This window comes from Klenkia sp. AC732, from assembly GCF_979256525.1.
This window is the reverse complement of the sequence record NZ_CEEDOS010000010.1, coordinates 1-24,684: the sequence shown is the minus strand read 5'-3', so window position 1 is coordinate 24,684 and position 24,684 is coordinate 1. Positions and strand designations below refer to the sequence as shown.

Here is a 24,684-nt window from a genome sequence, read left to right as displayed (position 1 = left end):
CTCAGCCCTCCACCTGCACCAGGAACCGCCGCACCGCCTCGGTGAACACCTCGGGCTGCTCGGAGTGCACCCAGTGCCCGGCGTGCTTGACCCGCAGCAGCCGCACCCGGGGGAACAGCTCGGTCATCCGCGGCCGGTCGGACTCCAGCACGTAGGTGGAGGAGGCGCCGGCGATCCACAGCACCGGGCCGTCGTAGACCGCACCGGGCGGCGGCTCGGGGAACTGTCGCAGCACGCCCAGGTCCCGGCCCAGCAGCTCCAGGTTCAGCCGCCAGCGCCACCCCTTCGTGCCCTCGCGCACCAGGGACTGCAGCAGGAACGCCCGCACCATGTCGCTGGGCACCGCCGGGCGCAGGGCGGCGTCGGCGTCCTCCCGGCTGGTGAGGGCGTCCAGGTCAATGGCCCGCATCGCGGCGATGAAGGCCGCGAACGGCGACGCCTCCTCGTCCGGGTCCCCGGTGCGGCCGCCGGACTCCGGGTAGACCGAGGGGGAGATGTCGACGACGACCAGCGCGCGCAGCAGCTCCGGGTGCCGCAGCGCCAGCTGCATCGCCACCTTGCCGCCCATCGAGTGCCCGACCAGGGTGACCGGCTCGTCCCAGGAGGCCAGCAGCCGGGCCAGCTGCTCGGCCATGTCCACGTAGTCGACCCGGTCGGTCCACGGCGAGTGGCCGTGGTCGGGCAGGTCCACCAGCGTCACCCGGTGGCCCTCGTCGGCCAGCCGCCGGGCGATCGTCGTCCAGTTGCGTCCCTGACCGAACAGCCCGTGCACGAAGGCGACCCGGGGGCCGGCGTCGCCCAGCGTGCGGGTGGCCAGCTCGAGGTCGGCGCTCACGCCGCGACCCCGGCCAGAGCGGCCAGCAGCTCGGCGGCCGGGGTGCTGGTCGGCCGGTCGCTGACCTGCCCGTCGCCCAGCTCCACCACCCGCCAGACGCCGTCGGCGCGCCGCACCAGGTCGACGGTGACGAACGGCAGGCCCAGCGCGGTCACGCCGGCGGCGGGGACGGCGAGGTCGGGGTCGGGGTCCTGCGGCACCTCGCCCGGGGTGTCGGGGTGCGCGGTGACCAGCGCGCACCGGCCCCCCACCCACCAGGTGCGGGCCTCGGGGCCGGTGAACTCCTCGAACCGGCGGACGACGACCGACCCCACCAGGTCCTCACCCCGCAGCTCCACGAACCGGTCGGCGACCCGGCGGGCGGCCACCGCGTCGGTGACGTCGGGGACCAGGCAGGCCTCGTGCCAGGAGTGCTTGAGGGACTTGGTGTGGTCGCGCAGCACGGCGGCACCGCTGCCGAGCCAGGCCGCGTCCCCGCCGGTGTCCCAGCGCGACTCCGGGGTGACCCCGGCCAGCGCCGGGTACCAGCCGGGCAGCTCGTGGGCGGTCCGGTACTGCTCCGGCGACGTGCGCAGCCGGGTGCCGCGGTCCGCCAGCGCCTCGGCCAGCCCGGCGTACTGCCCGCTGCGCAGCATCCAGCCCCGGTAGACGGCGTCCTCGTCGGCCGGGACGCCGCGCACGGCCCGCGCGAGGTCGGGCTCGGACCGGGTCAGCTCGTCGTGGTCGACCAGCGCGACGGTCAGGCCCAGCTCCGCGGCGGCGGCCGCCTCGGGCGCCCAGTGCTCGTCCACCCGACGGGGCGCGAGCGGGTCACGGGGCAGGAGGAGCAGCACGGGACCAGTGTGACGTGCCCGGTAGTCCCCCGACCGTGTCGTGCACCCGGACGGGTGGTCACCCAGGGTCATGGTGTCCCGGTGATGAGCGGAGAGGCGGTGGTCTGGGCGGGCAGCGGCACCGCCTGGGCGTCGGTCGGGTGGGGCGAGCCGGTCGCCGAGGTGCTGACGAGCCTGGGCTGGCACGTCTCCGTCGTCCCGTGGGGCGACCCCGCCGCCGAGCACCAGGGCCGGCCGGGGGTGCTGCACGTGTTCACCGGCGGGCTGGAGCCCGTTTCCTCCGGCACCGCCGCGATGGCCGACCGGCTCGACGCCGTCCGCGCCGGGCTGGCCGCCGCCGACGCCGACCGGGCCTCCGTCGTGGGCATCTGCCTGGGCGCCCAGATGATCGCCGCGGTCAGCGGCGACGTGCTGCCCGAGGCCGTCCCCGGCGGCGGCGAGGTGGGGACGACGACGCTGCGCGGGCGCGGCGTGCCCGACGTCCACGTGGCCACCGCGCACGTCCAGCAGGTCCCCGCGTCCTACCTGCGCACCCCCGGCGTCCGGCTGACCTGGACCGACGAGGTCAGCACCGTGCAGGGCTTCACGCTGGGCTCCCGGGTGGCCGGCGTCCAGTTCCACCCCGAGCTGTGCGTCGTGGAGGCCGGCTGGGCCGGCGCCGCGTTCACCGACCTGCTCACCGTGCCCGCCGCCGTCGGCGCCCGCGGACCACTGGACCCGGCCCGCTCGCTGGGATCGGTGCTGGCCCTGGCCGGGGCGCAGCGGGTGGTCCGGACGCTGGCCGCCTGACGCCGTCCGACCCCCGGCCCGGCGCCGGTCGGGCCGCCTGACACGGTTGTCGGACCCCTGACCCAGCGTCGCTCGGGTCCCGCCCCACCCAGCCGAGGAGCCCCGTGCCCGGTCGCCGTCGTCGTGCCAGCCCGACCCGCCGGTCGACGTCGTCCGCGACCCCGCGGGCCGCCGCACCCCGCACGGCCGCGCCCCGCAAGGCCGCACCCCGGAAGGCGGCACCCCGGAAGGCGGCCGCACCCGTCACCAGGCCCGCCGCCGGCCCGGGGGAGCGGGTGTGGGTGCTGGCGGTGCCCTTCCGCGCACCCGCGCCCGGCGCGGTCTGGGACGCCGACCTGCAGGCCCACGTCTGGGTCGGCGCGCAGCCCCCGCCCGAGCTCGCCGGCTACGTGCCCGGGCCGTACACGTTCGAGCGCTTCCTGGAGGACGAGCTCAACGCCGAGCCCCGCCCGCTGCCGGCCGGTGAGCCGATGACCCCCCGGGCCGAGCAGGTCAGCGGGGCGGCCGCGATCGCTGCGCACGCCGCGGCGGGTGGCCGGATGTTCCTGCTCGGCGACGACCCCGGCGTCGGCAAGACCGGCACCGCGGTGCTGGCCGTGCAGCAGATCGCCGCCCAGCGCGGCTCCCGGCGGGTGCTCGTCGTCGCCGACCGGCCGGCAGCCATCACCGTGCCGCACTGGACCCGGTCGATCGCCGCCTTCGGGGACGGCGGCCTGCGCTGGTGCGTGACCACCTGGGACCGGCTGGCCAAGGTGCGCTCGCTGTCCTTCGACGTCGTCGTCGCCGACGAGGCGCACATGGTGCGGCACACCACGACCCAGCGGTGGAAGCACTGGAAGGCGGTGTCCGGGTCGGGTCGGGTGAAGGACGCGCCCTTCGTGCTGCTCACCACCGCCACCCCGGCGCACTCCCCGCTGGAGCTGCCCTACCTGGCCCCGCACTTCGCCGCGCTGCACGACGAGCCGCTACGCGCCTGGTCGGACCTGCCCACCCGGCTCACCGAGCACGGGTTCCACGTGGAACGGGGCCGGTACGGCGCCACCTGGACCGAGGACCCCGACGAGCGCCGCGCCGACCTGGCCCGGCTGCGCGCCTGGCTGACCGACACCGACCCGCCCTCCACGCTGCACCGCGCGGCCCCCTGGGGCGACGTGCAGGTGACCGGGACGGCGGTCGAGCTGACCCCGGCCGAGCGGGCGCAGTACGACGCCGGCTGGCAGGAGTTCCGGGCCGAGATGCAGCTGGCCCGACGGTCGAAGCAGACCGCCCGCGGCCGGGCGGCCCTGCTCCGGTTCCGGCAGAAGGCCGGGCTGATCCGGGTGCCGGCAACCGTCGACTGGGTCAAGGCGCAGGTGGAGGCCGACCGGCAGGTCGCGGTGTCGGTGGAGTTCGTGGAGACCGCCGCCGACCCGATCCGGCAGGCCCTGCTGGACGCCGGCATCGGCGTCTCGGGCATCTACGGCCGGGACCGCTTCGACGTCGAGGCCGAGCGGCTGCGCTTCCAGACCGGGGAGTCCCGGGTGTGCGTGTTCACCGTGACCGCCTCGATCAGCCTGCACGCCGGGGAGCAGCTGCCCGGTCGGCGCACCGCCTCGACCACCCCGCGGGTCGGGCTGTTCCACCAGCCCCGGTTCTCCGGCATCGCCGCCCGCCAGGTCACCGGCCGCACCCACCGGGACCACCAGGTCTCCCCGTGGCGGATCGCCTTCGCCGCCGACACCGTCGAGGAGCAGGTTGCCCGGGTGATGGTCGAGCGCCTCGCCGTCACCGGCTCGACCGCCGGCGGCGACACCGCCGGCCTGCAGCAGATCGCCGAGCTGCTGGACGCCGACTGGCTCCCCGCCGCCTCCCTCACCGGCGCCGACTGACCCGCCCTCACCCCGCAGCCGCCGCCACAGCCGACATCGCAGAACGGCGACGCCGACACCGGCGGTGGTGGGCGCGTCGGCGTCGCCGTTCTGACGTCTCGGCCCCGCGCGACCCTCGGGCGGCGGCTCAGGCGGGAGTCGGGCAGGGGCTCAGGCGGGGGCGACGACCCGCATCGGGAGGTGCGGGATGCCGTCCTCCAGGTAGTCCTCGCCGGAGCGCACGAAGCCGAAGCGGCCGTACCAGGCCTCGAGGTACGCCTGGGCGCCGATGTCGACGGTCCGCCCGGCGCACAGCTCCAGACCCCGCGCGATGAGCTGGGCGGACAGGCCCCGGCCGCGGGCGCCCTGCGCCGTCGCGACCCGGCCGATGGCCCGGTCCTCGCCGTTCTCCAGCACCCGGATGCAGGAGACGGGCACGCCGTCCTCGGCGACCCACACGTGCACGGTGCCGGGCTCGGTGTCCCGGCCGTCGAGCTCGGGGTAGGGGCAGGTCTGCTCCACCACGAAGACGTCGACCCGCAGCTCGAGCAGGCCGTACAGCTCCAGCGGGGTCAGGTCGGCGAAGCGCTTCTCCACGATCACCGGACCATCCTCACGCAACCGGCCGACCGGGTGCACCGGTCGGCCGGACGCGGGTCAACTCGGGTGGCCGTCGACGGTGCCGTCGACCGGGACCGGGGTGCCGTTGCCGGTGCCCCTGCCGGTGAAGGACTCCGCAGCGTCCCCGGACAGCCGCTTGAGCAGCGAGGCGACGTCGATGCCGGTCAGGTCGCCGGACAGCTGCAGGCCCTGGGCGACGTTGGAGGCCACCGAGCGGGACAGCGAGCCGGGACCGTCGGCGCTGATCACGGTCATCTTGTCCACGCTGGACAGCGGCGCGGCGGCGGCGGCCACGACCTCGGGCAGCACCTTGACCAGCAGGTCCAGGATCGCGGCCTCGCCGTAGGTGCTGAACGCCTGCGAGCGGGCGTCCATCGACTCGGCCTCGGCCTTGCCCTTCGCCAGGATCGCGGCGGCCTCGGCGGAGCCCTCCCGCTCGACGGCCTCGGCGATGGCCTGGCGGCGCAGCTTCTCGGCCTCACCGCGCTTGGCGCCCTCGATGGCCTCGGCCTCGGCCAGGGCGGAACGGCGGGCGCGCTCACCCTCACCGGAGAGCTTGGCCTGCTCGGCCGCGGCCTGGGCGGCGGCGATGGTGGCCTGCCGGTCGGCCTCGGCGGTGAGGATGCGCGAGTTCTTGCGGCCCTCGGCCTCCTGCTCGACCCGGTACCGCTCGGCGTCGGCGGGACGGCGGACCTGCGTGTCCAGCTGGGCCTGGGTCAGCGTCGCGGTGCGCGCGGCGACCTTCTCCTGCTCGGCGAGCACCTGCTGGTCCTGGGCGGCCTGGGCCAGCGGGCCGGCGGCGGCGGCGCGGGCCTTGGCGGCGTCGGTCTCCGCGGCGATCTCGGACTGCTTGAGCGCCAACTGGCGCTGGGAGACCGCGATGGCCTCGTCGGCGAGCAGCTGCTCCTGCTGCGCGGCCTGGCGGGCGCGGGCCTCGGCGATCGAGGCCTCCTTGAGCACCCGGGCGGCCTCGGGGCGGCCCAGGTCGGCCAGGTAGGTGCCTTCGGCCTGGATGTCCTGCAGCTGGAAGGTGTCCAGCACCAGGCCCTGGCCGGTCAGGGAGGACTCGGCCTCCTCGGCGACGGCGGAGGCGAAGGCCGCGCGGTCGCGGATGATCTCCTCGATGGTCAGCCGGCCCACGATCGAGCGCAGCGCACCGGCGAGCACCTCGGAGGTGAAGGTGTCGATGCCGCCCTGCTGGTTCAGGAAGCGCTGGGCGGCGGCCCGGATCGAGGACTCGTTGCCCCCGACCTTGACGATCGCCACGCCCTCCAGGTCGCACTTGACGCCCTGCTTGCTCACCGCGCCGCGGATGCCGACCGGGATGCGCCGGCTGGACAGGTCGATGGAGTGCAGCTTCTGGACCACCGGCAGCACGAAGACGCTGGCGCCCATGACGACCTTCTGGCCCGACATGTCCCGGCTGACGGCGCCGTCGGCGGCGGTGACGGAGCGGCCCTGCCGTCCGGTGACCAGGAAGGCCTGGTTGGGACCGGCCACCTTGATCCGGGACAGCACCAGCAGGACGAGCAGGACCACCAGCACGGCGATGCCGCCGATGGCGTAGAGCAGGGTCACGAAGGTCCTCCACGGAGCTCGGGAGCAGGGGGGTGCGGGTTCTCGGGTGCGGTCGAGACGACCTCCACCGAGGTCGGCGACGGGGTGTCGACGACGTACACGGGCGTGCCGGCGGGCAGCGTGACGTCGCTGCGCGCCGCGTACTTGAGGTGCTGCCCGGCCACGGTCAGCCGGACCTCGCCGTAGCCACCGGCGGGCACGGTGGAGACCACCACGCCCTGGCTGCCCAGCAGGTGGCCGGCGGTGAGCGTGGGTTCGGTGGGCATGTCGCGCAGGCCCGCGGACAGCTTGACCGCGCCGGCGGCGAGGGGGAGCGCGACGACCAGACCGGCCACCAGGCACAGCAGCACGGTGACGACGCCGGGCAGCCGGGGGAGCAGCGCGGACGCCGCGGCGCCGCCGAAGCCGACGCCGCCCAGGCCGGCGGCCAGCGCGGGGACGGAGAACGGGCCGTCGACGTCGCCGCCGAACTCACCGATCTCCCCGACCACCAGGGACAGCACGAGGACGACGATCCCCAGCCCGCCCACGGCCAGGAACGTCACTGCGATCGGGTCCAACCGTGCCCCTTCCCGTGTGTGGTCCCCCCACCCTCACAGCCCGGTCCCGGTCGATCAAGCACGGGACCGTCTCGGTGGACGGACCTCACCCCTGTGGACGACGTCGGGCACGCCCTGCCAGGATCGGTGTCGACACGGGGTGTCCCGACCGCGGGACTGAGAGCACACCCGTCGAACCTGCTCCAGCTGACACTGGCGAAGGGATGTCGACCCTGATGGACGCTGCCGACCTGCGGGCTGCCCGCACCGCGCTGACCGACTCCGCACCACTCGTGCACTGCCTGACCAACACCGTCGTCCAGATGATCACCGCGAACGCGCTGCTGGCGGTGGGCGCCGCGCCGGCGATGGTGGACGCCCCCGAGGAGGCGGCCGGGTTCGCCGCCGTCGCCTCGGCGTTGCTGGTCAACGTGGGCACCGTCAACGCCCGGACGGCGGAGGCGATGCGGCTGGCCGCCCGGTCCGCCGGGGACGCCGGCACCCCGTGGGTGCTGGACCCGGTGGCGGTGGGCGGGCTGCCGTTCCGCACCGGACTGGCCGCCGAGCTGGTGCAGCTGCGCCCGGCCGTGGTCCGGGGCAACGCCTCGGAGGTGCTCGCCCTGGCCGGTGCGGGCGCCGGTGGGCGCGGCGTGGACAGCACCCACAGCACCGACGACGCACTGGAGGCCGCGGCCGACCTGGCCCGGCGGACCGGCGGCGTGGTCGCGGTCAGCGGGGAGGTCGACGTCGTCACCGACGGCACCACGACGGTCCGGGTCGGCGGCGGGCACGTGCTGCTGACCCGCACCACCGGCGCCGGCTGCGCCCTCGGCGCGCTCACCGCGGCCTACGTCGCGGCGACCGGCTCCCCGCTGCTGGGCGCGGTGGCCGCGCACGCGCACGTCGCGGTGGCCGCCGAGCGGGCCGCGGCCACCGCCGCCGGGCCCGGCAGCTTCGCGATCGCCTGGCTGGACGCCCTGGACGCCGTCGGCCCCGACGACCTCGCCGCCGCTGACCTCGCCGCCGCCGACCTCCGATGAGGTTCGACCCCACCCTCTACCTGGTCACGGACACCGCGTTGTGCGCCCCCCGGTCGGTGCCCGAGGTGGTCGCCGCCGCGGCCGCCGGTGGGGTGACCGCCGTCCAGGTGCGGGACAAGACGGCCTCGCGCCGGGAGCTGCTGGAGCTGACCCGGGCCGTGCGGGCGGCGCTGACCGACCGGCCCGACGTCGCGGTGGTGGTCGACGACGCGGTCGACGTCGCCCTGCTGGCCGGCGCGGACGGCGTGCACCTGGGCCAGGACGACCTGCCGGTCACCGAGGTGCGGGCGCTGGCCCCGCACCTGCACCTGGGCCTGTCGATCGGCTCGGCCGCGGACCTCGACGCCGCCCTCGTGCTGCCCGCCGGCACGGTGGACCTGGTCGGGCTGTCCCCGCTGTGGTCCACCCCGACCAAGCCCGACGCCGGTCCCGAGCTGGGCCTGGACGGCGTGCGGGAGCTGGCCGCCCGGGCACGGACCGCCGGGATCGCCGCGGTGGCGATCGGCGGCATCCACGCCGACCGGGTCGCCGAGGTGTCTGCGACCGGGGTCGACGGGGTGTGCGTGGTGTCCGACGTCTGCGCCGCGGCCGACCCCCGGGCCGCCGCCGCGCAGCTGCGCCGGGCGCTGACCGGGGTGCCGGCGTGAGCGCCCGGGTGGCGTTGACCATCGCGGGCTCGGACCCCAGTGGTGGTGCCGGCATCCAGGCCGACCTGGCCACCTTCGCCGGGCGCACCACCTACGGCACCGCGGTGCTGACCGCGCTCACCGCGCAGAACACCCACGGCGTCACCGGCGTGCACCCGGTACCGGCGCCGTTCGTCAGCCAGCAGCTGGAGACCCTGCTCGACGACGTCACCGTGCACGCCGCCAAGACCGGGATGCTCGGCTCGGCGGCCGTGGTGCACGCCGTCGTCGACGTGCTCACCCGGCGGTCGGTCGGCCCGCTGGTCGTCGACCCGGTGATGGTCGCGACCAGCGGGGACCAGCTGATCGACGACGACGCCGTGGACGCCGTCCGGACGGCACTGCTGCCCATCGCCGACCTGGTGACGCCGAACGTGCCGGAGGCGGCCCGGTTGTTGCACGTGGAACCGGCCCGCACCGTGGCCGACCTCCGCGAGCAGGCCGTCGCCCTGCTCGCGCTCGGCCCCGGTGCGGTGTTGGTCAAGGGCGGGCACCTGGCCCACGAGCTGGGGGAGAGCGTCGACGTCCTCGCCGTGCGGGAGCCGGACGGGTCGACGTCGGTGCACCTGAGCCGCCGTCCCCTGGTGGACACCGCGAACACCCACGGCACCGGCTGCACGCTGTCCGCGGCCCTGGCGGCCGAGGCCACGACGGCCGGGTCCGCCGGCACCAGCCCGGACTGGCCGTCCGCGGTCGAGGCAGCCCGGGACGTGCTGCAGGCCGCCCTGCTGCACGCCGACCGGCTGGGCGTCGGCTCGGGCAACGGCCCGGTGTCGCACGGCGCGTACTCCCAGGGGGAGCTGTGAGCTTCTCCGACGACGCCTGGACCCGCACCGCCGTCGTCCGGGCGGAGATCGAGGCACTGGAGTTCCTCGCCGAGCTCGCCGACGGCACGCTGGACGCCGGTGCGTTCCGGCAGTACCTGGAGCAGGACGCGCTCTACCTGGCCGGCTACGCCCGGGCGCTGGCCCTGCTGGCCGCCCGGGCACCGGACGCTGCGGCCACCTCGTTCTGGGCCCGGTCCGCGCACGGCGCCGGGGTGGTGGAGGGCGCGCTGCACACCGACCTGCTGGAGGTCCTCGGCGGTGCCGAGCGCACCACCGAGCCCAGCCCGTCGTGCCTGGCCTACGTGTCCTACCTGGTCGCCACCTGCGCGACGGAGCCCTACGCGGTGGGCTGCGCGGCGGTGCTGCCCTGCTTCTGGGTCTACGCCGACACCGGCGTCCGGCTGGCCGCCACCGCCCGGGCCACGCCCGACCACCCCTACGCCCGGTGGGTCGCCGCCTACGACGACCCGGCGTTCCAGGAGTCGACCCGGCAGGCCCGCACCCTCACCGACACCGCCGCCCGGGACGCCACGCCCGCGCAGGTCGAGGCCATGCACCGGGCCTTCGCCGTCGCCACCCGGTACGAGCTGGGGTTCTGGCGGTCGGCGCACCAGCGGGAGGGCTGGGGCTGAGTCACCGCCAGTCGGGCGGGTCCGCGGGGGTCAGGTCCGGGTCGTCCCCCGCGAAGGTGCGCACCCGGCCCGGCCCCGTGTTCGGGCCCTCGAAGCGGACGGTCACCCGGTTCAGCCCTGCACCCCACACCCAGCCGGTGCCGTGCTCGGTGTGCGCGACGTCCTGGCCGGGGTGCCAGACCCGCAGCGCCGGGCCGGGGGTGGGGTCGGCCGGCACCGTCTCGTCGTCCTGCGGCTCGTCGGTGACGGCGACCGGTTCCTGCGCCGGGGCGAACAGGTCGCCCTGCACGTAGGTGGCCAGCCCGCTGACGCCGACGCCGAGCAGCCGCAGGCCGCCGGTGCGGTCCACCCCGGCCAGCAGCCGCTGGGCGACCTCGGCGATGGAGCGCGGGTCGTCGACGGGCTGGGCCAGGGTCTGCGAGCGGGTCAGCGTGGAGAAGTCGTAACGGCGGACCTTGAGGGTGACGGTGCGGCCCGCCGTCCCGTTGCGGGCCAGCCGGGTGCCGACCCGGCCGGCCAGGTGCTCGACCTCGGCGGCCAGCCGGACCGGGTCGGTGAGGTCCTGGGCGTAGGTCTGCTCGGCGCTGACGCTCTTGGCCTCCCGGTCGGCGACGACGGGCCGGTCGTCGTCGGCGCGGGCCAGCCGGTAGAGCCCGGCGCCGTGGGCCTGCCCCACGAGGGTGGTGAGGTCGACCAGGGTCAGCCGGTGCAGGTCGGCGACGGTGGACACCTTGATCTGGGCCAGGCGCTCCGCCGTCGCCGGGCCGACACCGCCCAGCGCGCGCACCGACAGCGGGTGCAGCACGGCCAGCTCCTCGCCCGGGGCGACGACCGTCAACCCGTCGGGCTTGCGCAGCTCGGAGCCGATCTTGGCCAGCGACTTGGAGCTGGCGACCCCCACCGACCCGGTCACCCCGCCGGTGGCCTCGGCGATCCGGGCCTTGAGGTCCTCGGCCAGCGCGGTGATGCCCGCGACCGAGGTGTCGTGGTCACCCGCGGCCAGGTCGACGTAGGCCTCGTCGATGCTCACCGGCTCCACCAGCGGCGACAGCTCCCGCAGCAGGTCCATCACCAGCGCCGACGTCTTCGCGTACGCCGGGAACCGCGGGCCCAGGAACGCCGTCCCGGGCGGGCAGCGGCGGCGCGCCTCGGCCGTCGGCATCGCACTGCGGGCACCGAACACCCGGGCCTCGTAGGACGCCGTGGACACCACGCCCCGCCCACCGGTGCCGCCCACGATCACCGGCCGCCCGCGCAGGCTGGGCTTGTCGCGCTGCTCGACGGCGGCGAAGAACGCGTCCAGGTCCAGGTGCAGGACACTCGCCTCACGCCGCACCCGGTCGATGATCCTCCTGTGCCGGGGATGATCGACCGGTGACCGAGACGAACGAGTGGGCCCGCATGTCGGCTGCGGACCCCGAGCACTCCTCCCGCTACGTCGAGCGCTTCCGCGGGCTGGCCGCCGACGGCGTCGACCTGGACGGCGAGGCCCGACTCGTCGACGCGATGCTGGCCCGCGGCTCCCGGGTGCTCGACGCCGGCTGCGGCCCCGGCCGGGTGGGTGCCGCGCTGCACGCCGCCGGCCACGAGGTCGTCGGTGTCGACGCCGACCCGGTGCTGGTCGCCGCAGCGCAGGCCGACCACCCCGGCCCCACCTGGCAGGTCGGCGACCTGGCCGAGCTGTCGGTGCCCGGCCGGTTCGACGTCGTCGTCTGCGCGGGCAACGTGATGGCGTTCCTGGCGCCCTCCACCCGGCGGCGCGTGCTGGCCGGGTTCCGCGCGCACGTGGTGCCCGGCGGGCGCGCCGTCACCGGTTTCGGCGCCGAACGCGGCTACCCCTTCCCCGAGTTCCTCGACGACGCCCGCGCCGTCGGCTGGTCGGTGGACCTCCTGCTGTCCACCTGGGACCTGCAGCCCTTCACCGACGACGCCGACTTCCTGGTCGCCGTCCTCAGCTGACGCCCCGGCATGGGATCCCCCGCATACAGCGTGCGCCCTCTGCCGTATGCGAGGGATCCCATGCCCAGTCAGACGAGGCCCAGTCAGACGAGGCGCAGGGTGCGGGGGGAGCGGCCGACGGCCACCTGCTGCCCCCAGGACAGCGTCAGGTGGTCGTCCTCCAGGCCGTCGCCGAACGCGACCAGCCCGTCGGACTCCACCGTCATGCGCAGCACGTCGTCGCCGGTGAGCAGGCCCTCGGTGCAGGTGGTGCCGGTGACCGGAGAGGGCCAGGCCTCCCGGACGAACCAGGCCAGCGCCGCGTCGGTGGGGCCGGGCAGGGCCAGCGGGCTGCGCCGCTCCTGCGCCGCCGACCGGCACCACCCGGTCGCCCCGGTGCCGGTGGCCACCAGCACCCCGGACGACGCCTGGCGCTCGGCGTCGGCACCGGGGGCGTGCAGCCGGTAGCGGGCGGTCTGGTGGGTGGGCTGGCCCAGGTAGACCTCGTTGAGCGCGAGCAGGGTCTGCCCGTCGTCCGCGGTGGCCTGGACCATGGTGAGCTCCCGGACCCGGTCCCGGGTGGCGAGCAGCCGGCCGACGTCGGCGGCCCGGTGCCGGACCAGCACGCCGGCGTTGCGGCCGGGTTCGGGGTCCACCCCGACGACGGGCTGCCCGTCGAGGTACTTGGCCACGTTGGCGACCAGGCCGTCCTGCCCGACCACCAGGACGACGTCGTCCGGGGCGAAGAGGAAGCGCGGCAGGTCGGCCCGCTCGACGCTGCCCCGCCGCCAGTCCAGCGGCACCTGGGCCAGCGCGGTGGCGACGGCGGCCTGCTGGGCGGTGTCGTGCGCGGCGACCTCCTCGACGTCCCGCCCGCGGCTGCGCAGGAAGAACGCAGCCTGCCCGCGGGTGCCGTGCCGGGCCACCAGCTCGCTGAGCTCGGTGGCCCGGTGCACGAGCACCACCCGGGGCGCCAGGCTCACGGCCGGCCGCCGTCCCCCGAGCCGCCGGCCCCCAGCTTGGCCAGCAGGCCGGTGAGCAGCTCCGGGGTGACGGTCAGGTTCTGCACCTGCGGCAGGTTCGCGGCCATCTGGCGCAGGGCCAGGGCGTAGACCGTCTCCACGGGCATGTCGACCCAGGCGGCCAGCTCGGCGGTGTTGGCCGCGCCCTGCGCCTCGCCCAGCACCCGCTTGCGCTCGGCGTCCACGTCGGCGGCGGCCCGGTCCCGGCGGGCCTTCGACTCCGCGGCCACCTCGGCCGCGGCCGCGGCGTTCTCCGCCTCCCGCCGGGCGTTGACCCCGCGCTGGGCGACCAGTTCCTCCTCGCGGCGGGCCAGCTCGACCTGGTTCGCCAGCTCGTTCTCCGCGATCGCCCGCTCCCGCTCCACCGCCACGGCCCGCCGTGAGTAGGTGGCGGCGTCGGCGTCGGCCTGCACCTGCTCCCGGGTGGGCGTCCGCAGGGCCCGCTCGACGTCGGGTTCGGGCCGGATGGCGACCACCCGGACGTCGATGACGGCGATGCCGGTCTCCACCAGCCGACCGTCAGCGGCCAGCCCGGCCGCCACGGTGTCCCGCACGGTGCGGACGCCGCCGGTCAGCGCCACGGTCATCGGGGTGGCCGCGAGCAGGTCGATCGCGTGCTGCTGGGCCGACTCGGTGAGCAGGCCGGCCACCTGCTCCAGCGGGGTGCCCCGCCAGCGGCCGGTGTCCGGGTCGATGGAGAAGTCCACCCGTCCGGCGGCCAGCACCGGGTCGGCGAACCGGAAGGTCAGGGTCATCTGGACGGTGGTGTCCTGGAAGTCCGCGGTCCGGGCGTGGAAGAGCAGCGGGAGCTCCCGGTCGTCGACGGGGATCTCGCTGAGCACGGCCGACAGCGGCCGGAACCAGAAGCTGGCGCCGGTGCCGGCGTGCCGCAGCCGGCCGGCGGTGACGTGCTGGACGTGGGCGGTCGCGGAGCCCCGCAGGTGCCGCACGAGGGGGTACCGGGCGATGTCGGCCATCTCTGCCTCCTGTTGTTGTCGTCAGCCAGACGATAAGCAGGTGCAGGACTTGTCGTCAAGGTGACGCTAGGGTGGGGTCATGGGCCACCCGGCAGTCGCGGTCACCGTCGACCTCGTCGTCCTCACGGTGCGGGAGGACGCGCTCTGCGTGCTGCTGGTCCGCCGCGGCGTCGAACCGCACCTGGGCCGGGAGGCCCTCCCCGGCGGCTTCCTGCGCCCGGATGAGGACCTGGCCGCCGCGGCCGCCCGCGAGCTCGCCGAGGAGACCGGCCTGACCGTCGGGCACCTGGAGCAGCTGGCCTCCTACGGCGCCCCCGACCGGGACCCCCGCCAGCGCGTGGTCACCGTGGCGCACCTGGCGCTGGTGCCCGACCAGCCGCTGCCCACCGCCGGCACCGACGCCGCCGACGCCCGCTGGGTCCCCGTCGCCGACGCCTGCGGGCTCGCCTTCGACCACGACCGGGTGCTCGCCGACGGCGTCGAGCGGGCCCGGGCCAAGCTCGAGTACACCGCCCTGGCGACGGCGTTCTGCCCGCCGGCGTTCACCGTCGCCCAGCTGCGCCGGGTCTACGAGGTCGTCTGGGGCCGGGCCCTGGACCCGCGGAACTTCCACCGCAAGGTCACCGGCACCCCCGGCCTGCTGGAGCCCACCGGCGAGACCACCACGAGGGACGGCGGCCGCCCCGCGCAGCTGTTCCGCCGCGGCCCGGCCGACACCCTGCACCCGCCCTTGCTCCGCACCGACGCCTGACCCGGCCGAGCCCGGGCCTGCGTCGGGGCGGGTTCAGCGGCGGAGCCCCGCGGGTGCTCGGCAGTGCCAGGCGTCGGTGACCAGCTCGGTGAGCAGGGCGGGGTCGACGTCGTCGAGGCGGACCAGCACGGCGGGGTGGCCGTCGAAGTGCGGGACGGTGAAGCAGACGTCGGGCTCGGCGGCCAGCAGCTCCGCCTTCTCGCCCTCACCCGCGACCCGGACGGCGAGCACCTCGCCCGCGGGGACGTCGTCCCCCAGGTCGGCGCGGTCCTTCACGCCCAGCGGCCGGGCCCACACGAAGGTCTTGCCGGCGACCTTCCAGGCGCGGTTGCCGTAGCTGGTGCCCTCGGTGACCTCCGGCAGCGCGGAGGCGGTGCGTTCGACGTCTGCCCAGGTGGCCATGCCGGTCACCCTGGCCCGGTCAGCCGGCCCCGGCAAGGGCCGACCGCACCCGGTCGGCCACCTGGGCCATCGTGTCCCGCGCACGGACGGGGTCCTCGGTGAGGAAGTAGTGGTCCACCCCGGGTGTCTCGTGGTGCCAGACGTCGACGCCGGCCTCCCGCAGCCGCTGCACGTAGCGCACCCCGTCCCGGCGGAGGGTGTCCCGCTCGGCGGTGAGGACCAGCGCCGGCGGCAGACCAGCCAGGTCCGGGGCCAGCAGTGGGGACGCGTAGGGCTCCGACCGGGTGGCGACGTCGGGGAAGTAGACCCGGCGGACCAGGCCGCGCAGCGCCGGGGAGATCATCCCGGTCCCGGCGGGGAGCTCCGATGCCATGTCCAGGGCGGGGATGCCCAGCACCTGCAGCACGGGGGCTGACGAGCCGCGGTCCCGGGCCATCAGCGCCACCGCGGCCGCCATCCCGCCGCCGGAGGAGAACCCGCCGACCGACACCCGCCGGTGCCGGCCCGCGACCCAGGCGGCGACGTCGTGGCACTGCTCCTGGGCGACCGGGTACGCGACGTGGGGGCCGGTGCGGAAGTCGACGTTGTAGACGGTCGCCCCGGTGCTGGCGGTCAGGTAACGGCACCACCAGTCGTCCATCTGCGGGTACCGCATCAGCCACGCACCGCCGTGGGCGTGCACGTGGGCGCCGTCCCCGGTGCCCCGGTAGACGTGCACCGGCACCCGGCCGTACGCGGTGCCCACCCGGACCACCTCGGGGTCGGGCAGCTCGGAACCGGCGAACCGCAGCTCCTCGCCGTACCGGACCGTCCACCGCGCGGTGGCGTGCATCGTCATCGCCTGGAGCCGATCGGTGAGCCGCATGCCCGGTGTTCGTCACCGGTCGACGGTCGGTTGGTCCCGCGGGTAGGACCGGGGGATGAGCTACGTCCCCGACCCGGCGACCGTCTCCCGGCAGCGCGACCAGGAGCTCGCGGGGCGGACCCGCTTCATCGCCACCGGCGCGCAGACCCGGGGCGACTTCGGGCTCTTCGAGGTCACGCTGCCACCGGGCGGCGGGGGCCCGGGTCCGCACGTGCACCGCACGTTCAGCGAGTCCTTCCACGTGCTTGAGGGCCGGCTCGCCGTCCTGGACGGCGACACCTGGACCACCGCCGGCCCCGGCGACCTGGTCTACGTCCCCCGCTCCGGCGTGCACGGCTTCCACGCCGCCGACGCCGACGCCGGCTGCCGGTTCCTGCTGCTGTTCACCCCGGGCGCCCCGCGGGAGGACTACTTCCGCGGCATGGTCGAGCTGCGCGCCGGCGGCCACGTGCCCACCGCCGAGGAGCTCGACGAGCTCGCCGCCCGGTACGACCAGCTCAACCTCCGGGACTGACCTGCAGGTCGTCCCGGTCCTGCTCTCCCTGGTCCTGCTCGTCCCGGTCCTCCCAGGTGCAGACGCAGATCTCGTTGCCCTCGGCGTCGGCCAGCACCCAGAACGAGCGCGCGTCGGCGTCGGAGAGCAGCCGGCCACCGGCCGCCAGCGCTGCGGCCACCCGGGCGTCGGCCTCGTCGTGCGGCACGGTGACGTCCAGGTGGATGCGGTTGCGCTGGTCGCGGGGGGCGTCCATCTGCTGGAACCAGACCGTCGGCAGGACACCCGCCGGGTCCACCAGCGCCTCGTCGTCCCCGGGCTGCGGCACCAGGCCCAGGACGGCGGCCCAGAACGGCAGCACCACGGGGATGTCCAGGGCGTCGACGGCGATCTCCAGTGCCTGCACCGGGTGCGCGCCGCCGGGACGCACCGGTCGGTCCAGCACCTCGGTGACCCGGTGCGCCAGCTCGACGTCCCGCGCCGTGACGACGCCCCCGGAACGGGTCTGCAGACCCAGCTCGACCCGGCCGGGGCGCAGGTCCACCCGCAGGTGGCCGTCGGCGTCGGCACCGAGCACGTCGGTGACGGCGGCCGCCAGACGGGCCCCCTGGGCGAGGGAGTCGACGGGCACCGAGGTGCACAGCTCGGCCAGCAGCAGCCGCCAGCCGATCGCCTCGACGGCCCGGGAGGCCTCGGTGCGGGTGAGCGGCACGTCGGGGGTGGTCACGGTCAGTTCGCCATGTCCACGAAGCGCGAGTAGTGACCCTGGAAGGCGACGGTGACGTTCGCGGTGGGGCCGTTGCGGTGCTTGACCAGCATGATGTCGGCCTCGCCGGCCCGCGGGGACTCCTTCTCGTACATGTCCTCGCGGTGGATCATCATCACCATGTCGGCGTCCTGCTCGATGGAGCCGGACTCACGGAGGTCGGACAGCATCGGCTTCTTGTCCTGGCGCTGCTCGGAGCCACGGTTGAGCTGGCTCATCGCGATCACCGGGACCTCGAGCTCCTTGGCCAGCAGCTTGAGGGCACGGGAGAACTCCGAGACCTCCTGCTGGCGGGACTCCACCCGCTTGCCCGACGTCATCAGCTGCAGGTAGTCGATCACCACGAGCTTGAGGTCGTTGCGCTGCTTGAGCCGCCGGGCCTTGGCCCGGATCTCCATCATCGTCATGTTGGGGGAGTCGTCGATGTAGAGCGGCGCGTCGGCGACCTCGCCCATCCGGCGGGCCAGCTTCGACCAGTCCTCGTCGCTGAGCGAGCCGGCGCGCATGTGGTGCAGCGGCACCTTCGCCTCGGCCGACAGCAGACGCATGGTGATCTCGTGCTTGCTCATCTCCAGGCTGAAGATGCAGGCGGCCTGGTGGTGCTTGACCGAGGCGTTGCGGGCGATGTCCAGCCCCAGGGTGGACTTGCCGACGCCGGGTCGGGCGGCGATGACGATCATCTGGCCGGCCTGCAGGCCGTTGGTCAGCTCGTCGAGGTCGCGGATGCCGGTGGGCACACCGCGGGCGGTGCCACCGCGGCTGGCGATGGCGTCCAGCTCGTCCATGGTGGGCTGCAGGACGTCCTCGAGGCGCGAGTAGTCCTCGCTCATCCGCTTCTCGGTGACGTCGTAGATCTCCTGCTGCGCCCGGTCGACGATGTCGTCGACGTCGCCCTTGCCGCCGGCCGCGCCGTAGCCCAGCTGGACCACCCGGGTGCCGGCCTCGACCAGGCGGCGCAGCACGGCCTGCTCGGCCACGATCGCGGCGTAGTAGCCGGCGTTCGCCGCCGTGGGCGTGGACTGGATGAGCGTGTGCAGGTAGACCGCCCCGCCCATCTTGGACAGCTGGTCGGTGCGGTTGAGCTCGGCGGAGACGGTGATCGCGTCGGCGGGCTCACCGCGGCCGTAGAGGTCCAGGACGCAGTCGAAGACGATCTGGTGGGCCGGGCGGTAGAAGTCCGCCCCGTGCAGGACCTCCACGACGTCGGCGATGGCGTCCTTGCTCAGCAGCATGCCGCCGAGCACCGACTGCTCGGCAGCGACGTCCTGAGGGGGCTGGCGGTCGTACTGCGGTGCCGCGGCCACCGGCCTGCTGATGTCGTCGACCACTGCCACTGTCGTGAGCCCCCATCTGTTGCGCGCCACTGCCGGGACGGGACACCTCGGGGTGCCCCGTCCGTCGTCGTCCTTCGTATCGCGGGGCACCGACAGAACCGGTGCTGACCACCCCGCGCGGTGGATCCAGCGGTGACGCTAGGCAGCCGGGGGGCCGCCGTCCACGAGCGCTGTGCACAGGCCTCTGCACAACCTGGGGACAGAGCCGTGGACGGACGGTGCCTCCGTGTGGAGGGGACGGGGACGGCTGCCCGTCATCGGCCGTCCGGGCCCCGGCCACCTGCCGGTCTCCTGCGCGGGGCCTGTGGACGGGAGAAACTTCTGCTCCGCCGCGGGGCCCGGGCGCGTCGCGGCGCCCGCCGTCGTCCCGGTGTCCACCGTCGACGTGCTGTCCGCCGGGGTCCGCCGTCACCGGCCGGGCGGGGACCCCGACCCGGGAACGCCACGAGGGGCGCCGGACCGGAGTCCGACGCCCCTCGTGGGCAGTGCTGGGTGCTGCTGTCAGGCTGCGACGACCTCGATGGCCAGCGCGGCGCTGACCTCGGGGTGGACGCGCACCGTGACGGTGTGCGAGCCGGTGCTCTTGATCGAGCTGGGCAGCTCGACCCGGCGGCGGTCCAGCGAGGGACCACCGGCGGCGGTCACCGCGGCGACGACGTCGGCCGTGGTGATCGAGCCGAACAGACGACCGCCGTTGCCGGCCTTGGCCGGGACGGAGACCGACAGCGAGGAGAGCTGGCCGGCGATCTGCTTGGCCTCCTCGAGGGTGGCGACGTCGCGGGCGGCCCGCGCACGGCGCAGGCCCTCGACCTGCTTCTGGGCACCGCGGGTGGCCATGATGGCCAGGCCGCGGGGCAGGAGGTAGTTGCGGGCGTACCCGCCCTTCACCTCGACGGTGTCCCCGGCAGAGCCGAGGCCGGTGACCTCCTGGGTCAGGATCAGCTTCGATGCGCTCATGGTCAGCGCGCCGTGGAGGTGTAGGGCAGCAGGGCCATCTCGCGGCTGTTCTTCACGGCCACGGCGACGTCACGCTGGTGCTGGCTGCAGTTGCCGCTGACGCGGCGGGCGCGGATCTTGCCCCGGTCGGAGATGAACTTCCGGAGCAGGGTGGTGTCCTTGTAGTCGACACCGGTCGCCTTGTCCTTGCAGAACTGGCAGACCTTCTTCTTGGGCTTGCGGATGGGTGGCTTGGGCACAGGGTTCTCCTGGATTGCTTGTGGAGTACGAGATCAGAAGGGCGGTTCGTCCGAGGACGACGCCGGGGTCGACCAGGGGTCGCTGGAAGCGCTGCCGCCACCGCCGCCGCCGGAGGAGCCGAAGCCCCCACCGCCGCCGCCGCCGGAGCCGCCACCGAACCCGCCGCCGTCACTGCCGCGGTTGGCCTTGGTGACCTTCGCGGTGGCGTAACGGAGCGAGGGGCCGATCTCGTCGACCTCGAGCTCGATGACGGTGCGCTTCTCGCCCTCCTTCGTGTCGAAGGAGCGCTGCTTGAGGCGACCGCTGACGATGACCCGGGAGCCACGGGTGAGCGACTCGGCGACGTTCTCCGCCGCTTGGCGCCACACGTTGCACCGCAGGAAGAGCGCCTCGCCGTCCTTCCACTCCGACGTCTGACGGTCGAAGGTCCGCGGCGTGGAGGCCACGGTGAAGTTCGCGACGGCTGCGCCGGACGGCGTGAAACGCAACTCCGGGTCGGCGGTCAGGTTGCCGATGACGGTGATGACGGTCTCGCCGGCCATGGTCAGTGAGCCTCGGGCCGCATCAGCTTGGTGCGCAGGATGGACTCGTTGAGGTTCAGCTGACGGTCCAGCTCGGCCACCGCAGCGGGCTCGGCCTGGATGTCGACGATGGCGTAGATGCCCTCGACGTTCTTCTTGATCTCGTAGGCGAGACGTCGACGACCCCAGATGTCGGTCTTGACGGTGCCACCGGAGTTGGTGACGACCGACAGGAACCGGTCCAGGCTGGGAGCGATGGTGCGCTCCTCGAGCTCGGGGTCGAGGATGATCATCAGTTCGTAGTGACGCACGGAGAACCCCACCTCCTCTGGTCTCAGCGGCTGCAGAGGATCTGCAGCAGGAGGGCTGTACACGCGTCGCGCGCCCTGAGGACCGCACCTGACGGTCGACCGGACGCGCTCGTTCCACAGTACCAGCCGGTCAGACGCACGACCGGCCCCCGTCCACAGGGGACGAGGGCCGGTCGCGGCGGTGGGACTAGGCAGCGGCGGCGCGGTCCGCGGTGCGCTGGGACAGGTGGGTCCGCACCAGGGCGGCGCTGACCCCGGCCAGGGCGACGACGGCGGCCAGGGCCGGCACCGACAGCGCCGGGTCGGGACCGGCGGCCGCGGTGTCCGAGGCGGTGGCGACGTCGTCCCCGGCGCCCTCGCCCAGACCGGACCCGCCCAGGCCGGCGAGCTCGCCGAAGACCGGGACCGAGGCGCCGTCGTAGCTGCCCGCGTTGCCGCCGCCGCCGCTGGCCGCGGAGGGCTGGGTCCGCGGGCTGAAACGGGTCGGGTCGAACGCGGCGGCCGCCGAGGTGTCCACCGGGGCCATCTGACCGGCGGACGTGGTGGTGCCGTAGGAGTAGGCCGTGCCCTCCAGCGGGGTGCCCGTCTCGGCGGGCGCCGAGGCGGTCGGGGTCTCGGCGACCGGGGCGGTCGGGGTGACCGGGACCGGCGCCTGGGGCACCGGCAGGGAGGGGACGACGGCCGGGGGGACGGTCACCGGCGGCAGGGTCGGCAGGTTCGCCGAGGGCAGGTTCGGCAGCGGCACCAGCGTGTTCACCACGAACGGGGTGGGCACCGGCAGCGCCGGCAGCTGCCCCAGCGTGGCGTCGATCAGACCCTGGGTGAGCGCCGGCCCGCTGCTCACCACGCGGTAGGCGTAGGTGATCGTGCAGACGGCGCAGCTCTGGCCGAAGGACTCCGAGACGCTCGCCCCGGCGGGCAGGGGCTTGGTCCCTGACGGCAGCCGGAGGGTCACGTCGGTCGAGACGGTGACGTCCACCAGGGAGGGGAGCAGCCCGCCGCCCACCCGCAGCGGCTTGTCGGCGATCTGGTTGCTGAAGGTGACCGTGCCGCCGGCGTCCACGGACACGATCGGCGGCGTCAGGTCCCGGATGGCGACCGTGGCGGTCGGCGCCGCGCTCGCGGTCGGGGCGGCGAGCACCGACCCGGCCACGGCCAGCAGCCAGCCCAGGGTGGCCACGGCGATGCCGCGTCGTGCCGTCCGGCGGAGTCGCCCGCTGTCCACCGCGCTGTCCATCTGTGCCTCCACGTCGAGGTGTCCACGCTCACGTGTACCCACGAGTGACGGGTACCACGGTGGAGAACGATGATGTGACCCAGGCGATACGGGCGCCACTCGAGAGACCCACCCGTCCGGTGCCGGCCGGGACCGTCGGTGGTGCGTGGCAGGGTCGGGGCATGTCGAACCAGCCCGTCGGGGTGCACGTCGGATCCGGTCTGACCGAGGCCAACGAGGTCGCCGACGGCGGGGTGCTGGCCAGGGCCGCCGAGGTCGACGCCGCCGCGGTGCAGGTGTTCCTGGCCGACCCGCAGGACTGGAAGGCCCCGCAGCCGCGGCCCGACGTCGAGGAGCTGCGCGCCAGCGACGTCGTCGTCTTCGTGCACGCCCCCTACGTGCTCAACCCGGCCTCGACGAACAACCGGATCCGGATCCCCAGCCGCAAGCTGCTCGGCCAGCACGCCGCGGCCTCGGCGGCCATCGGCGCCGCCGGGATGGTGGTGCACGGCGGGCACGTCACCGGCCGGGACGACCCCGCCGCCGGGTTCGACAACTGGCGCAAGACCTTCGCCCGACAGGCCGACGACGGCGGCTTCCCGCTCCCGGTGCTGATCGAGAACACCGCCGGCGGGGACAAGGCGATGGCCCGCGAGCTGGACGCGCTGGCCCGGCTGTGGGAGGCCGTCGGCGAGTTCGGGGCCGGGTTCGTGCTGGACACCTGCCACGCCTGGGCGGCCGGCTGGGACCTGGCGACCGTGGTCGAGGACGTCCGGGCGGTCACCGGCCGGATCGACCTGGTGCACCTGAACAACAGCCGGGACGCCGCCGGCTCGGCCCGGGACCGGCACGCGCCGCTGTCGGCCGGGGAGATCCCCACCGAGCTGCTGCTGGAGGTGGCCCGCACCGCCGGCTGCCCGGTGGTGCTGGAGACGCCGGGCGACCCGGCCTCGCACGCCGAGGAGATCGCCCTGCTGCGTCAGACGCTGGGCTGAGGCGCAGGAGCCCGCTCGGCCACCGGTCGACCGACCCTCTCCAGCCGCCACCCGCGCAGCCGGAACCGGTCCGGGGCGCCGTCCAGCACGCCACCGCCGGGGTCGTCGGTGCCCGGCCAGCTGCGCCGGACCCGGTCCCGTGCGGGGTGCCACACATCCCGGACGACCAGCCCGACCAGCACCAGGACGGCGACGTCGCGCACCCCCACCGCCAGGAAGAACCACTCGACGTCGATGCCCCGGTTGTCAGTGCCGAGGTACCAGAGCAGCCGGGGCACCCACAGCAGCGCCTCGGTGGCCTGCCAGGCCAGCAGCGACCGCCAGCCGGGCCGGGCCAGCACTGCCAGGGGGAGCAGCCACAGGGAGTACTGCGGGCTCCACACCTTGTTCACCAGCAAGAAGCCCGCGACCAGCAGGAACGCGAGTTGGGCGACCCGGGGGCGCACCGGTGCTGCCAGCGCGAGCCAGCCCACCGCCGCCGCCATCAGCACCAGCCCGACGGCCACGACGGCGTTGAGCACCTCGGGGCTCTGCCCGGCGGCCAGCGGGCCGTCCAGGAACCGGCCACCGGAGGCGGTGATCGCGAGGTTCCACAGCGTGTCCGGGTCGGCGGGCCGGCTGTCGTTGAGGGCGAAGAAGCGCTGCCAGTTCTCCGGCGCCAGCAGCGCCACGGGCAGGTTCGTGGCCAGCCACGCCCCGGCGGCGGCCACCGTGGTGGTCAGCCAGGGCCGCAGCGTGCCGGTCCGCAGGCACAGCACCAGCAGCGCACCCAGCAGCAGGACCGGGTACAGCTTGGCCGCCACGCCCAGCCCGATCAGCACCCCGGCCAGCGCCGGGTGCTCCCTGGCCCACGCCCACAGGCCCAGCATCGCCAACGCCACGGCGAACAGGTCCCAGTTGGTGAAGGCGTGCACGAGCAGCAGCGGGGAGAGCCCGACCATCGCGGCGTCCCACGGCCGGCGACCGGCCAGGCCGACGACCGAGCGGGTCACCAGCAACGCGCACACCGACAGCAGGAGGCAGGTGACGACGTAGTAGCTCTGCACCGGCACGACCGCGGGCAGCAGCCCGACCGTGCGGGCCAGGGAGTCGTAGCCGCGGGCGAGCACCGAGGCCACCCACTCGAAGCCCCCGGTCAGCACGGGGTACTCCACCGGGGAGTCCAGGTAGGGCACCTGCGCTCGGTCCAGCCCGTGCAGGCCGAACAGCGGGATCGTGTCGGAGTAGCAGAAGTGCGTGTACTGCTTGGAGCCCGTCCAGTCCCCGTCCGAGCAGGGGCTCTGCTTCGCCCAGGCGAAGGCCAGGCCGATCACGGTGAACAACAGCGACACCCGCAGCGGGGTCCAGAACAGCGCCCGCCCGGTGACCGCGTGCCGTCCCCACGGCCCGCCGAACGCCTCGCTGGCCTGGGCGACGACGCGGTCGGTCCAGCTGGGCACCACCCGGTCCGGCCAGGGCGGGGCGGCGATCCGAGGCGGCTCGCTGACCGCGGCCGCGACCGGCCGCCCGGGGTCCCCCGGGGACGGCGCGGGCCCGTCGTCCGGCTGGTCGGCCGGGGACGGGCCCGTGTCGTCCGTGGTCACCGGGTCAGTGTGCCTAAGCCGTCGGCTGTCCCGGCACCCCCGGCGGGACGACCGGCGGGTTGGGGTGGGGTTTGGTGTTGGGGTTC

Annotated in this window: 28 protein-coding genes and 1 riboswitch; of the genes, 10 read left to right on the top strand and 18 right to left on the bottom strand. The window is 75.0% G+C overall.

Annotation, left to right across the window (positions count from 1 at the left end; genetic code table 11):
- Position 1: 1 nt before the first annotated feature.
- On the bottom strand, positions 2–835 hold the full coding sequence (locus tag AC0IVP_RS06510) for an alpha/beta fold hydrolase (protein WP_471755366.1): 834 nt from the start codon (positions 833–835) through the stop codon (positions 2–4).
- On the bottom strand, positions 832–1,668 hold the full coding sequence (locus tag AC0IVP_RS06505) for an ATP-grasp domain-containing protein (protein WP_471755364.1): 837 nt from the start codon (positions 1,666–1,668) through the stop codon (positions 832–834). The genes AC0IVP_RS06510 and AC0IVP_RS06505 overlap by 4 nt, the downstream gene beginning before the upstream one ends.
- Before the next feature lie 84 nt (positions 1,669–1,752).
- Here AC0IVP_RS06505 and AC0IVP_RS06500 point away from each other — a divergent pair, with 84 nt between their 5' ends.
- Together AC0IVP_RS06500 and AC0IVP_RS06495 are read left to right on the top strand one after the other, a co-directional pair.
- A complete protein-coding gene (locus AC0IVP_RS06500) occupies positions 1,753–2,457 on the top strand; it encodes a glutamine amidotransferase-related protein (protein ID WP_471755362.1) in 705 nt (234 codons plus the stop codon).
- Between the two features lie 104 nt (positions 2,458–2,561).
- On the top strand, positions 2,562–4,325 hold the full coding sequence (locus tag AC0IVP_RS06495; RefSeq protein ID WP_471755360.1) for a DEAD/DEAH box helicase: 1,764 nt from the start codon (positions 2,562–2,564) through the stop codon (positions 4,323–4,325).
- A gap of 150 nt (positions 4,326–4,475) precedes the next feature.
- Here AC0IVP_RS06495 and AC0IVP_RS06490 read toward each other — a convergent pair whose 3' ends face one another.
- The 3 genes from AC0IVP_RS06490 to AC0IVP_RS06480 are packed head-to-tail and all read right to left on the bottom strand — an operon-like array spanning position 4,476 to position 7,063.
- A complete protein-coding gene (locus AC0IVP_RS06490; RefSeq protein WP_471755358.1) occupies positions 4,476–4,907 on the bottom strand; it encodes a GNAT family N-acetyltransferase in 432 nt (143 codons plus the stop codon).
- 54 nt (positions 4,908–4,961) lie between these two features.
- Positions 4,962–6,503, bottom strand: a complete 1,542-nt coding sequence (locus AC0IVP_RS06485; RefSeq protein WP_056296040.1) for a flotillin family protein — start codon at positions 6,501–6,503, stop codon at positions 4,962–4,964.
- Complete coding sequence (locus tag AC0IVP_RS06480) at positions 6,500–7,063, bottom strand: hypothetical protein (protein ID WP_157519425.1); 564 nt, start codon at positions 7,061–7,063, stop codon at positions 6,500–6,502. Before AC0IVP_RS06480 ends, AC0IVP_RS06485 begins: the two co-directional genes overlap by 4 nt.
- A 125-nt stretch (positions 7,064–7,188) precedes the next feature.
- A riboswitch (TPP riboswitch) is annotated at positions 7,189–7,284 on the top strand.
- On the opposite strand from AC0IVP_RS06480, the gene thiM reads away from it, so the two are divergent.
- The 4 genes from thiM (at position 7,267) to AC0IVP_RS06460 (ending at position 10,227) form a co-directional block, all read left to right on the top strand.
- A complete protein-coding gene (thiM, locus tag AC0IVP_RS06475; RefSeq protein ID WP_471755356.1) occupies positions 7,267–8,082 on the top strand; it encodes a hydroxyethylthiazole kinase in 816 nt (271 codons plus the stop codon). It overlaps the preceding riboswitch by 18 nt.
- A complete protein-coding gene (thiE, locus tag AC0IVP_RS06470; RefSeq protein ID WP_471755354.1) occupies positions 8,079–8,729 on the top strand; it encodes a thiamine phosphate synthase in 651 nt (216 codons plus the stop codon). Before thiM ends, thiE begins: the two co-directional genes overlap by 4 nt.
- Positions 8,726–9,574, top strand: a complete 849-nt coding sequence (gene thiD / locus AC0IVP_RS06465; protein ID WP_471755352.1) for a bifunctional hydroxymethylpyrimidine kinase/phosphomethylpyrimidine kinase — start codon at positions 8,726–8,728, stop codon at positions 9,572–9,574. Before thiE ends, thiD begins: the two co-directional genes overlap by 4 nt.
- Positions 9,571–10,227 carry a TenA family protein gene (locus AC0IVP_RS06460; protein WP_056296055.1) on the top strand — a complete coding sequence of 219 codons (657 nt, stop codon included), beginning with the start codon at positions 9,571–9,573 and terminating at the stop codon, positions 10,225–10,227. Before thiD ends, AC0IVP_RS06460 begins: the two co-directional genes overlap by 4 nt.
- A gap of 1 nt (position 10,228) precedes the next feature.
- Here AC0IVP_RS06460 and AC0IVP_RS06455 read toward each other — a convergent pair whose 3' ends face one another.
- Positions 10,229–11,563 (bottom strand): DNA polymerase IV, encoded by a 1,335-nt coding sequence (locus AC0IVP_RS06455; protein ID WP_471755350.1) that lies wholly within the window; start codon positions 11,561–11,563, stop codon positions 10,229–10,231.
- A 38-nt stretch (positions 11,564–11,601) separates the two neighbouring features.
- Between AC0IVP_RS06455 and AC0IVP_RS06450 the strand changes: the two genes are divergently transcribed.
- A complete protein-coding gene (locus AC0IVP_RS06450; RefSeq protein ID WP_471755348.1) occupies positions 11,602–12,186 on the top strand; it encodes a class I SAM-dependent methyltransferase in 585 nt (194 codons plus the stop codon).
- An 83-nt stretch (positions 12,187–12,269) separates the two neighbouring features.
- Here AC0IVP_RS06450 and AC0IVP_RS06445 read toward each other — a convergent pair whose 3' ends face one another.
- Both AC0IVP_RS06445 and AC0IVP_RS06440 read right to left on the bottom strand, forming a co-directional pair.
- Positions 12,270–13,148, bottom strand: coding sequence for an NAD(+)/NADH kinase (locus tag AC0IVP_RS06445; RefSeq protein ID WP_056296061.1), 879 nt, complete (start codon positions 13,146–13,148; stop codon positions 12,270–12,272).
- Entirely contained in the window at positions 13,145–14,164 is a 1,020-nt protein-coding gene (locus tag AC0IVP_RS06440; RefSeq protein WP_056296065.1) for an SPFH domain-containing protein, read from the bottom strand. Before AC0IVP_RS06440 ends, AC0IVP_RS06445 begins: the two co-directional genes overlap by 4 nt.
- A gap of 79 nt (positions 14,165–14,243) precedes the next feature.
- Between AC0IVP_RS06440 and AC0IVP_RS06435 the strand changes: the two genes are divergently transcribed.
- On the top strand, positions 14,244–14,915 hold the full coding sequence (locus tag AC0IVP_RS06435) for an NUDIX hydrolase (protein ID WP_471755346.1): 672 nt from the start codon (positions 14,244–14,246) through the stop codon (positions 14,913–14,915).
- A 33-nt stretch (positions 14,916–14,948) separates the two neighbouring features.
- Here AC0IVP_RS06435 and AC0IVP_RS06430 read toward each other — a convergent pair whose 3' ends face one another.
- Together AC0IVP_RS06430 and AC0IVP_RS06425 are read right to left on the bottom strand one after the other, a co-directional pair.
- A complete protein-coding gene (locus tag AC0IVP_RS06430) occupies positions 14,949–15,317 on the bottom strand; it encodes an MmcQ/YjbR family DNA-binding protein (RefSeq protein WP_471755344.1) in 369 nt (122 codons plus the stop codon).
- A gap of 19 nt (positions 15,318–15,336) precedes the next feature.
- A complete protein-coding gene (locus AC0IVP_RS06425; RefSeq protein ID WP_200938927.1) occupies positions 15,337–16,182 on the bottom strand; it encodes an alpha/beta fold hydrolase in 846 nt (281 codons plus the stop codon).
- A 55-nt stretch (positions 16,183–16,237) separates the two neighbouring features.
- On the opposite strand from AC0IVP_RS06425, the gene AC0IVP_RS06420 reads away from it, so the two are divergent.
- On the top strand, positions 16,238–16,696 hold the full coding sequence (locus AC0IVP_RS06420; RefSeq protein ID WP_056296072.1) for a cupin domain-containing protein: 459 nt from the start codon (positions 16,238–16,240) through the stop codon (positions 16,694–16,696).
- Here the strand turns inward: AC0IVP_RS06420 and AC0IVP_RS06415 are convergent.
- The 7 genes from AC0IVP_RS06415 to AC0IVP_RS06385 all read right to left on the bottom strand — a co-directional run bounded on the left by AC0IVP_RS06415 (position 16,680) and on the right by AC0IVP_RS06385 (position 22,041).
- Positions 16,680–17,402, bottom strand: a complete 723-nt coding sequence (locus tag AC0IVP_RS06415; protein ID WP_471755342.1) for a VOC family protein — start codon at positions 17,400–17,402, stop codon at positions 16,680–16,682. The two genes, AC0IVP_RS06420 and AC0IVP_RS06415, sit on opposite strands and share 17 nt — an antisense overlap.
- 2 nt (positions 17,403–17,404) lie before the next feature.
- Positions 17,405–18,769 carry a replicative DNA helicase gene (dnaB, locus tag AC0IVP_RS06410; protein WP_235564807.1) on the bottom strand — a complete coding sequence of 455 codons (1,365 nt, stop codon included), beginning with the start codon at positions 18,767–18,769 and terminating at the stop codon, positions 17,405–17,407.
- Positions 18,770–19,276: 507 nt separating this feature from the next.
- Positions 19,277–19,732, bottom strand: a complete 456-nt coding sequence (gene rplI, locus AC0IVP_RS06405) for a 50S ribosomal protein L9 (RefSeq protein WP_056296077.1) — start codon at positions 19,730–19,732, stop codon at positions 19,277–19,279.
- 2 nt (positions 19,733–19,734) lie between these two features.
- Positions 19,735–19,971: a 30S ribosomal protein S18 gene (gene rpsR, locus AC0IVP_RS06400; protein ID WP_056296079.1), complete on the bottom strand. Its 237-nt coding sequence runs from the start codon at positions 19,969–19,971 to the stop codon at positions 19,735–19,737.
- A gap of 33 nt (positions 19,972–20,004) precedes the next feature.
- Complete coding sequence (locus AC0IVP_RS06395) at positions 20,005–20,514, bottom strand: single-stranded DNA-binding protein (protein WP_471755340.1); 510 nt, start codon at positions 20,512–20,514, stop codon at positions 20,005–20,007.
- A gap of 2 nt (positions 20,515–20,516) precedes the next feature.
- A complete protein-coding gene (rpsF, locus tag AC0IVP_RS06390) occupies positions 20,517–20,804 on the bottom strand; it encodes a 30S ribosomal protein S6 (RefSeq protein WP_056296699.1) in 288 nt (95 codons plus the stop codon).
- Between the two features lie 187 nt (positions 20,805–20,991).
- Positions 20,992–22,041, bottom strand: a complete 1,050-nt coding sequence (locus AC0IVP_RS06385) for a hypothetical protein (RefSeq protein WP_471755338.1) — start codon at positions 22,039–22,041, stop codon at positions 20,992–20,994.
- Between the two features lie 161 nt (positions 22,042–22,202).
- On the opposite strand from AC0IVP_RS06385, the gene AC0IVP_RS06380 reads away from it, so the two are divergent.
- Entirely contained in the window at positions 22,203–23,015 is an 813-nt protein-coding gene (locus AC0IVP_RS06380; protein WP_471755336.1) for a deoxyribonuclease IV, read from the top strand.
- Here AC0IVP_RS06380 and AC0IVP_RS06375 read toward each other — a convergent pair.
- Positions 23,000–24,598: a glycosyltransferase family 87 protein gene (locus AC0IVP_RS06375; RefSeq protein ID WP_471755334.1), complete on the bottom strand. Its 1,599-nt coding sequence runs from the start codon at positions 24,596–24,598 to the stop codon at positions 23,000–23,002. The genes AC0IVP_RS06380 and AC0IVP_RS06375 overlap by 16 nt on opposite strands.
- Between the last annotated feature and the right edge of the window lie 86 nt (positions 24,599–24,684).

What these genes read in the sequence shown, in the direction of transcription:
- AC0IVP_RS06385 (WP_471755338.1), bottom strand. Translation starts at nt 22,041, where the DNA reads ATGGACAGCGCGGTGGACAGCGGGCGACTCCGCCGGACGGCACGACGC.
- thiM (WP_471755356.1), top strand. Translation starts at nt 7,267, where the DNA reads ATGTCGACCCTGATGGACGCTGCCGACCTGCGGGCTGCCCGCACCGCG.
- AC0IVP_RS06420 (WP_056296072.1), top strand. Translation starts at nt 16,238, where the DNA reads ATGAGCTACGTCCCCGACCCGGCGACCGTCTCCCGGCAGCGCGACCAG.
- rplI (WP_056296077.1), bottom strand. Translation starts at nt 19,732, where the DNA reads ATGAGCGCATCGAAGCTGATCCTGACCCAGGAGGTCACCGGCCTCGGC.
- AC0IVP_RS06500 (WP_471755362.1), top strand. Translation starts at nt 1,753, where the DNA reads ATGAGCGGAGAGGCGGTGGTCTGGGCGGGCAGCGGCACCGCCTGGGCG.
- AC0IVP_RS06430 (WP_471755344.1), bottom strand. Translation starts at nt 15,317, where the DNA reads ATGGCCACCTGGGCAGACGTCGAACGCACCGCCTCCGCGCTGCCGGAG.
- thiE (WP_471755354.1), top strand. Translation starts at nt 8,079, where the DNA reads ATGAGGTTCGACCCCACCCTCTACCTGGTCACGGACACCGCGTTGTGC.
- AC0IVP_RS06380 (WP_471755336.1), top strand. Translation starts at nt 22,203, where the DNA reads ATGTCGAACCAGCCCGTCGGGGTGCACGTCGGATCCGGTCTGACCGAG.
- AC0IVP_RS06425 (WP_200938927.1), bottom strand. Translation starts at nt 16,182, where the DNA reads ATGCGGCTCACCGATCGGCTCCAGGCGATGACGATGCACGCCACCGCG.
- AC0IVP_RS06440 (WP_056296065.1), bottom strand. Translation starts at nt 14,164, where the DNA reads ATGGCCGACATCGCCCGGTACCCCCTCGTGCGGCACCTGCGGGGCTCC.
- AC0IVP_RS06395 (WP_471755340.1), bottom strand. Translation starts at nt 20,514, where the DNA reads ATGGCCGGCGAGACCGTCATCACCGTCATCGGCAACCTGACCGCCGAC.
- AC0IVP_RS06435 (WP_471755346.1), top strand. Translation starts at nt 14,244, where the DNA reads ATGGGCCACCCGGCAGTCGCGGTCACCGTCGACCTCGTCGTCCTCACG.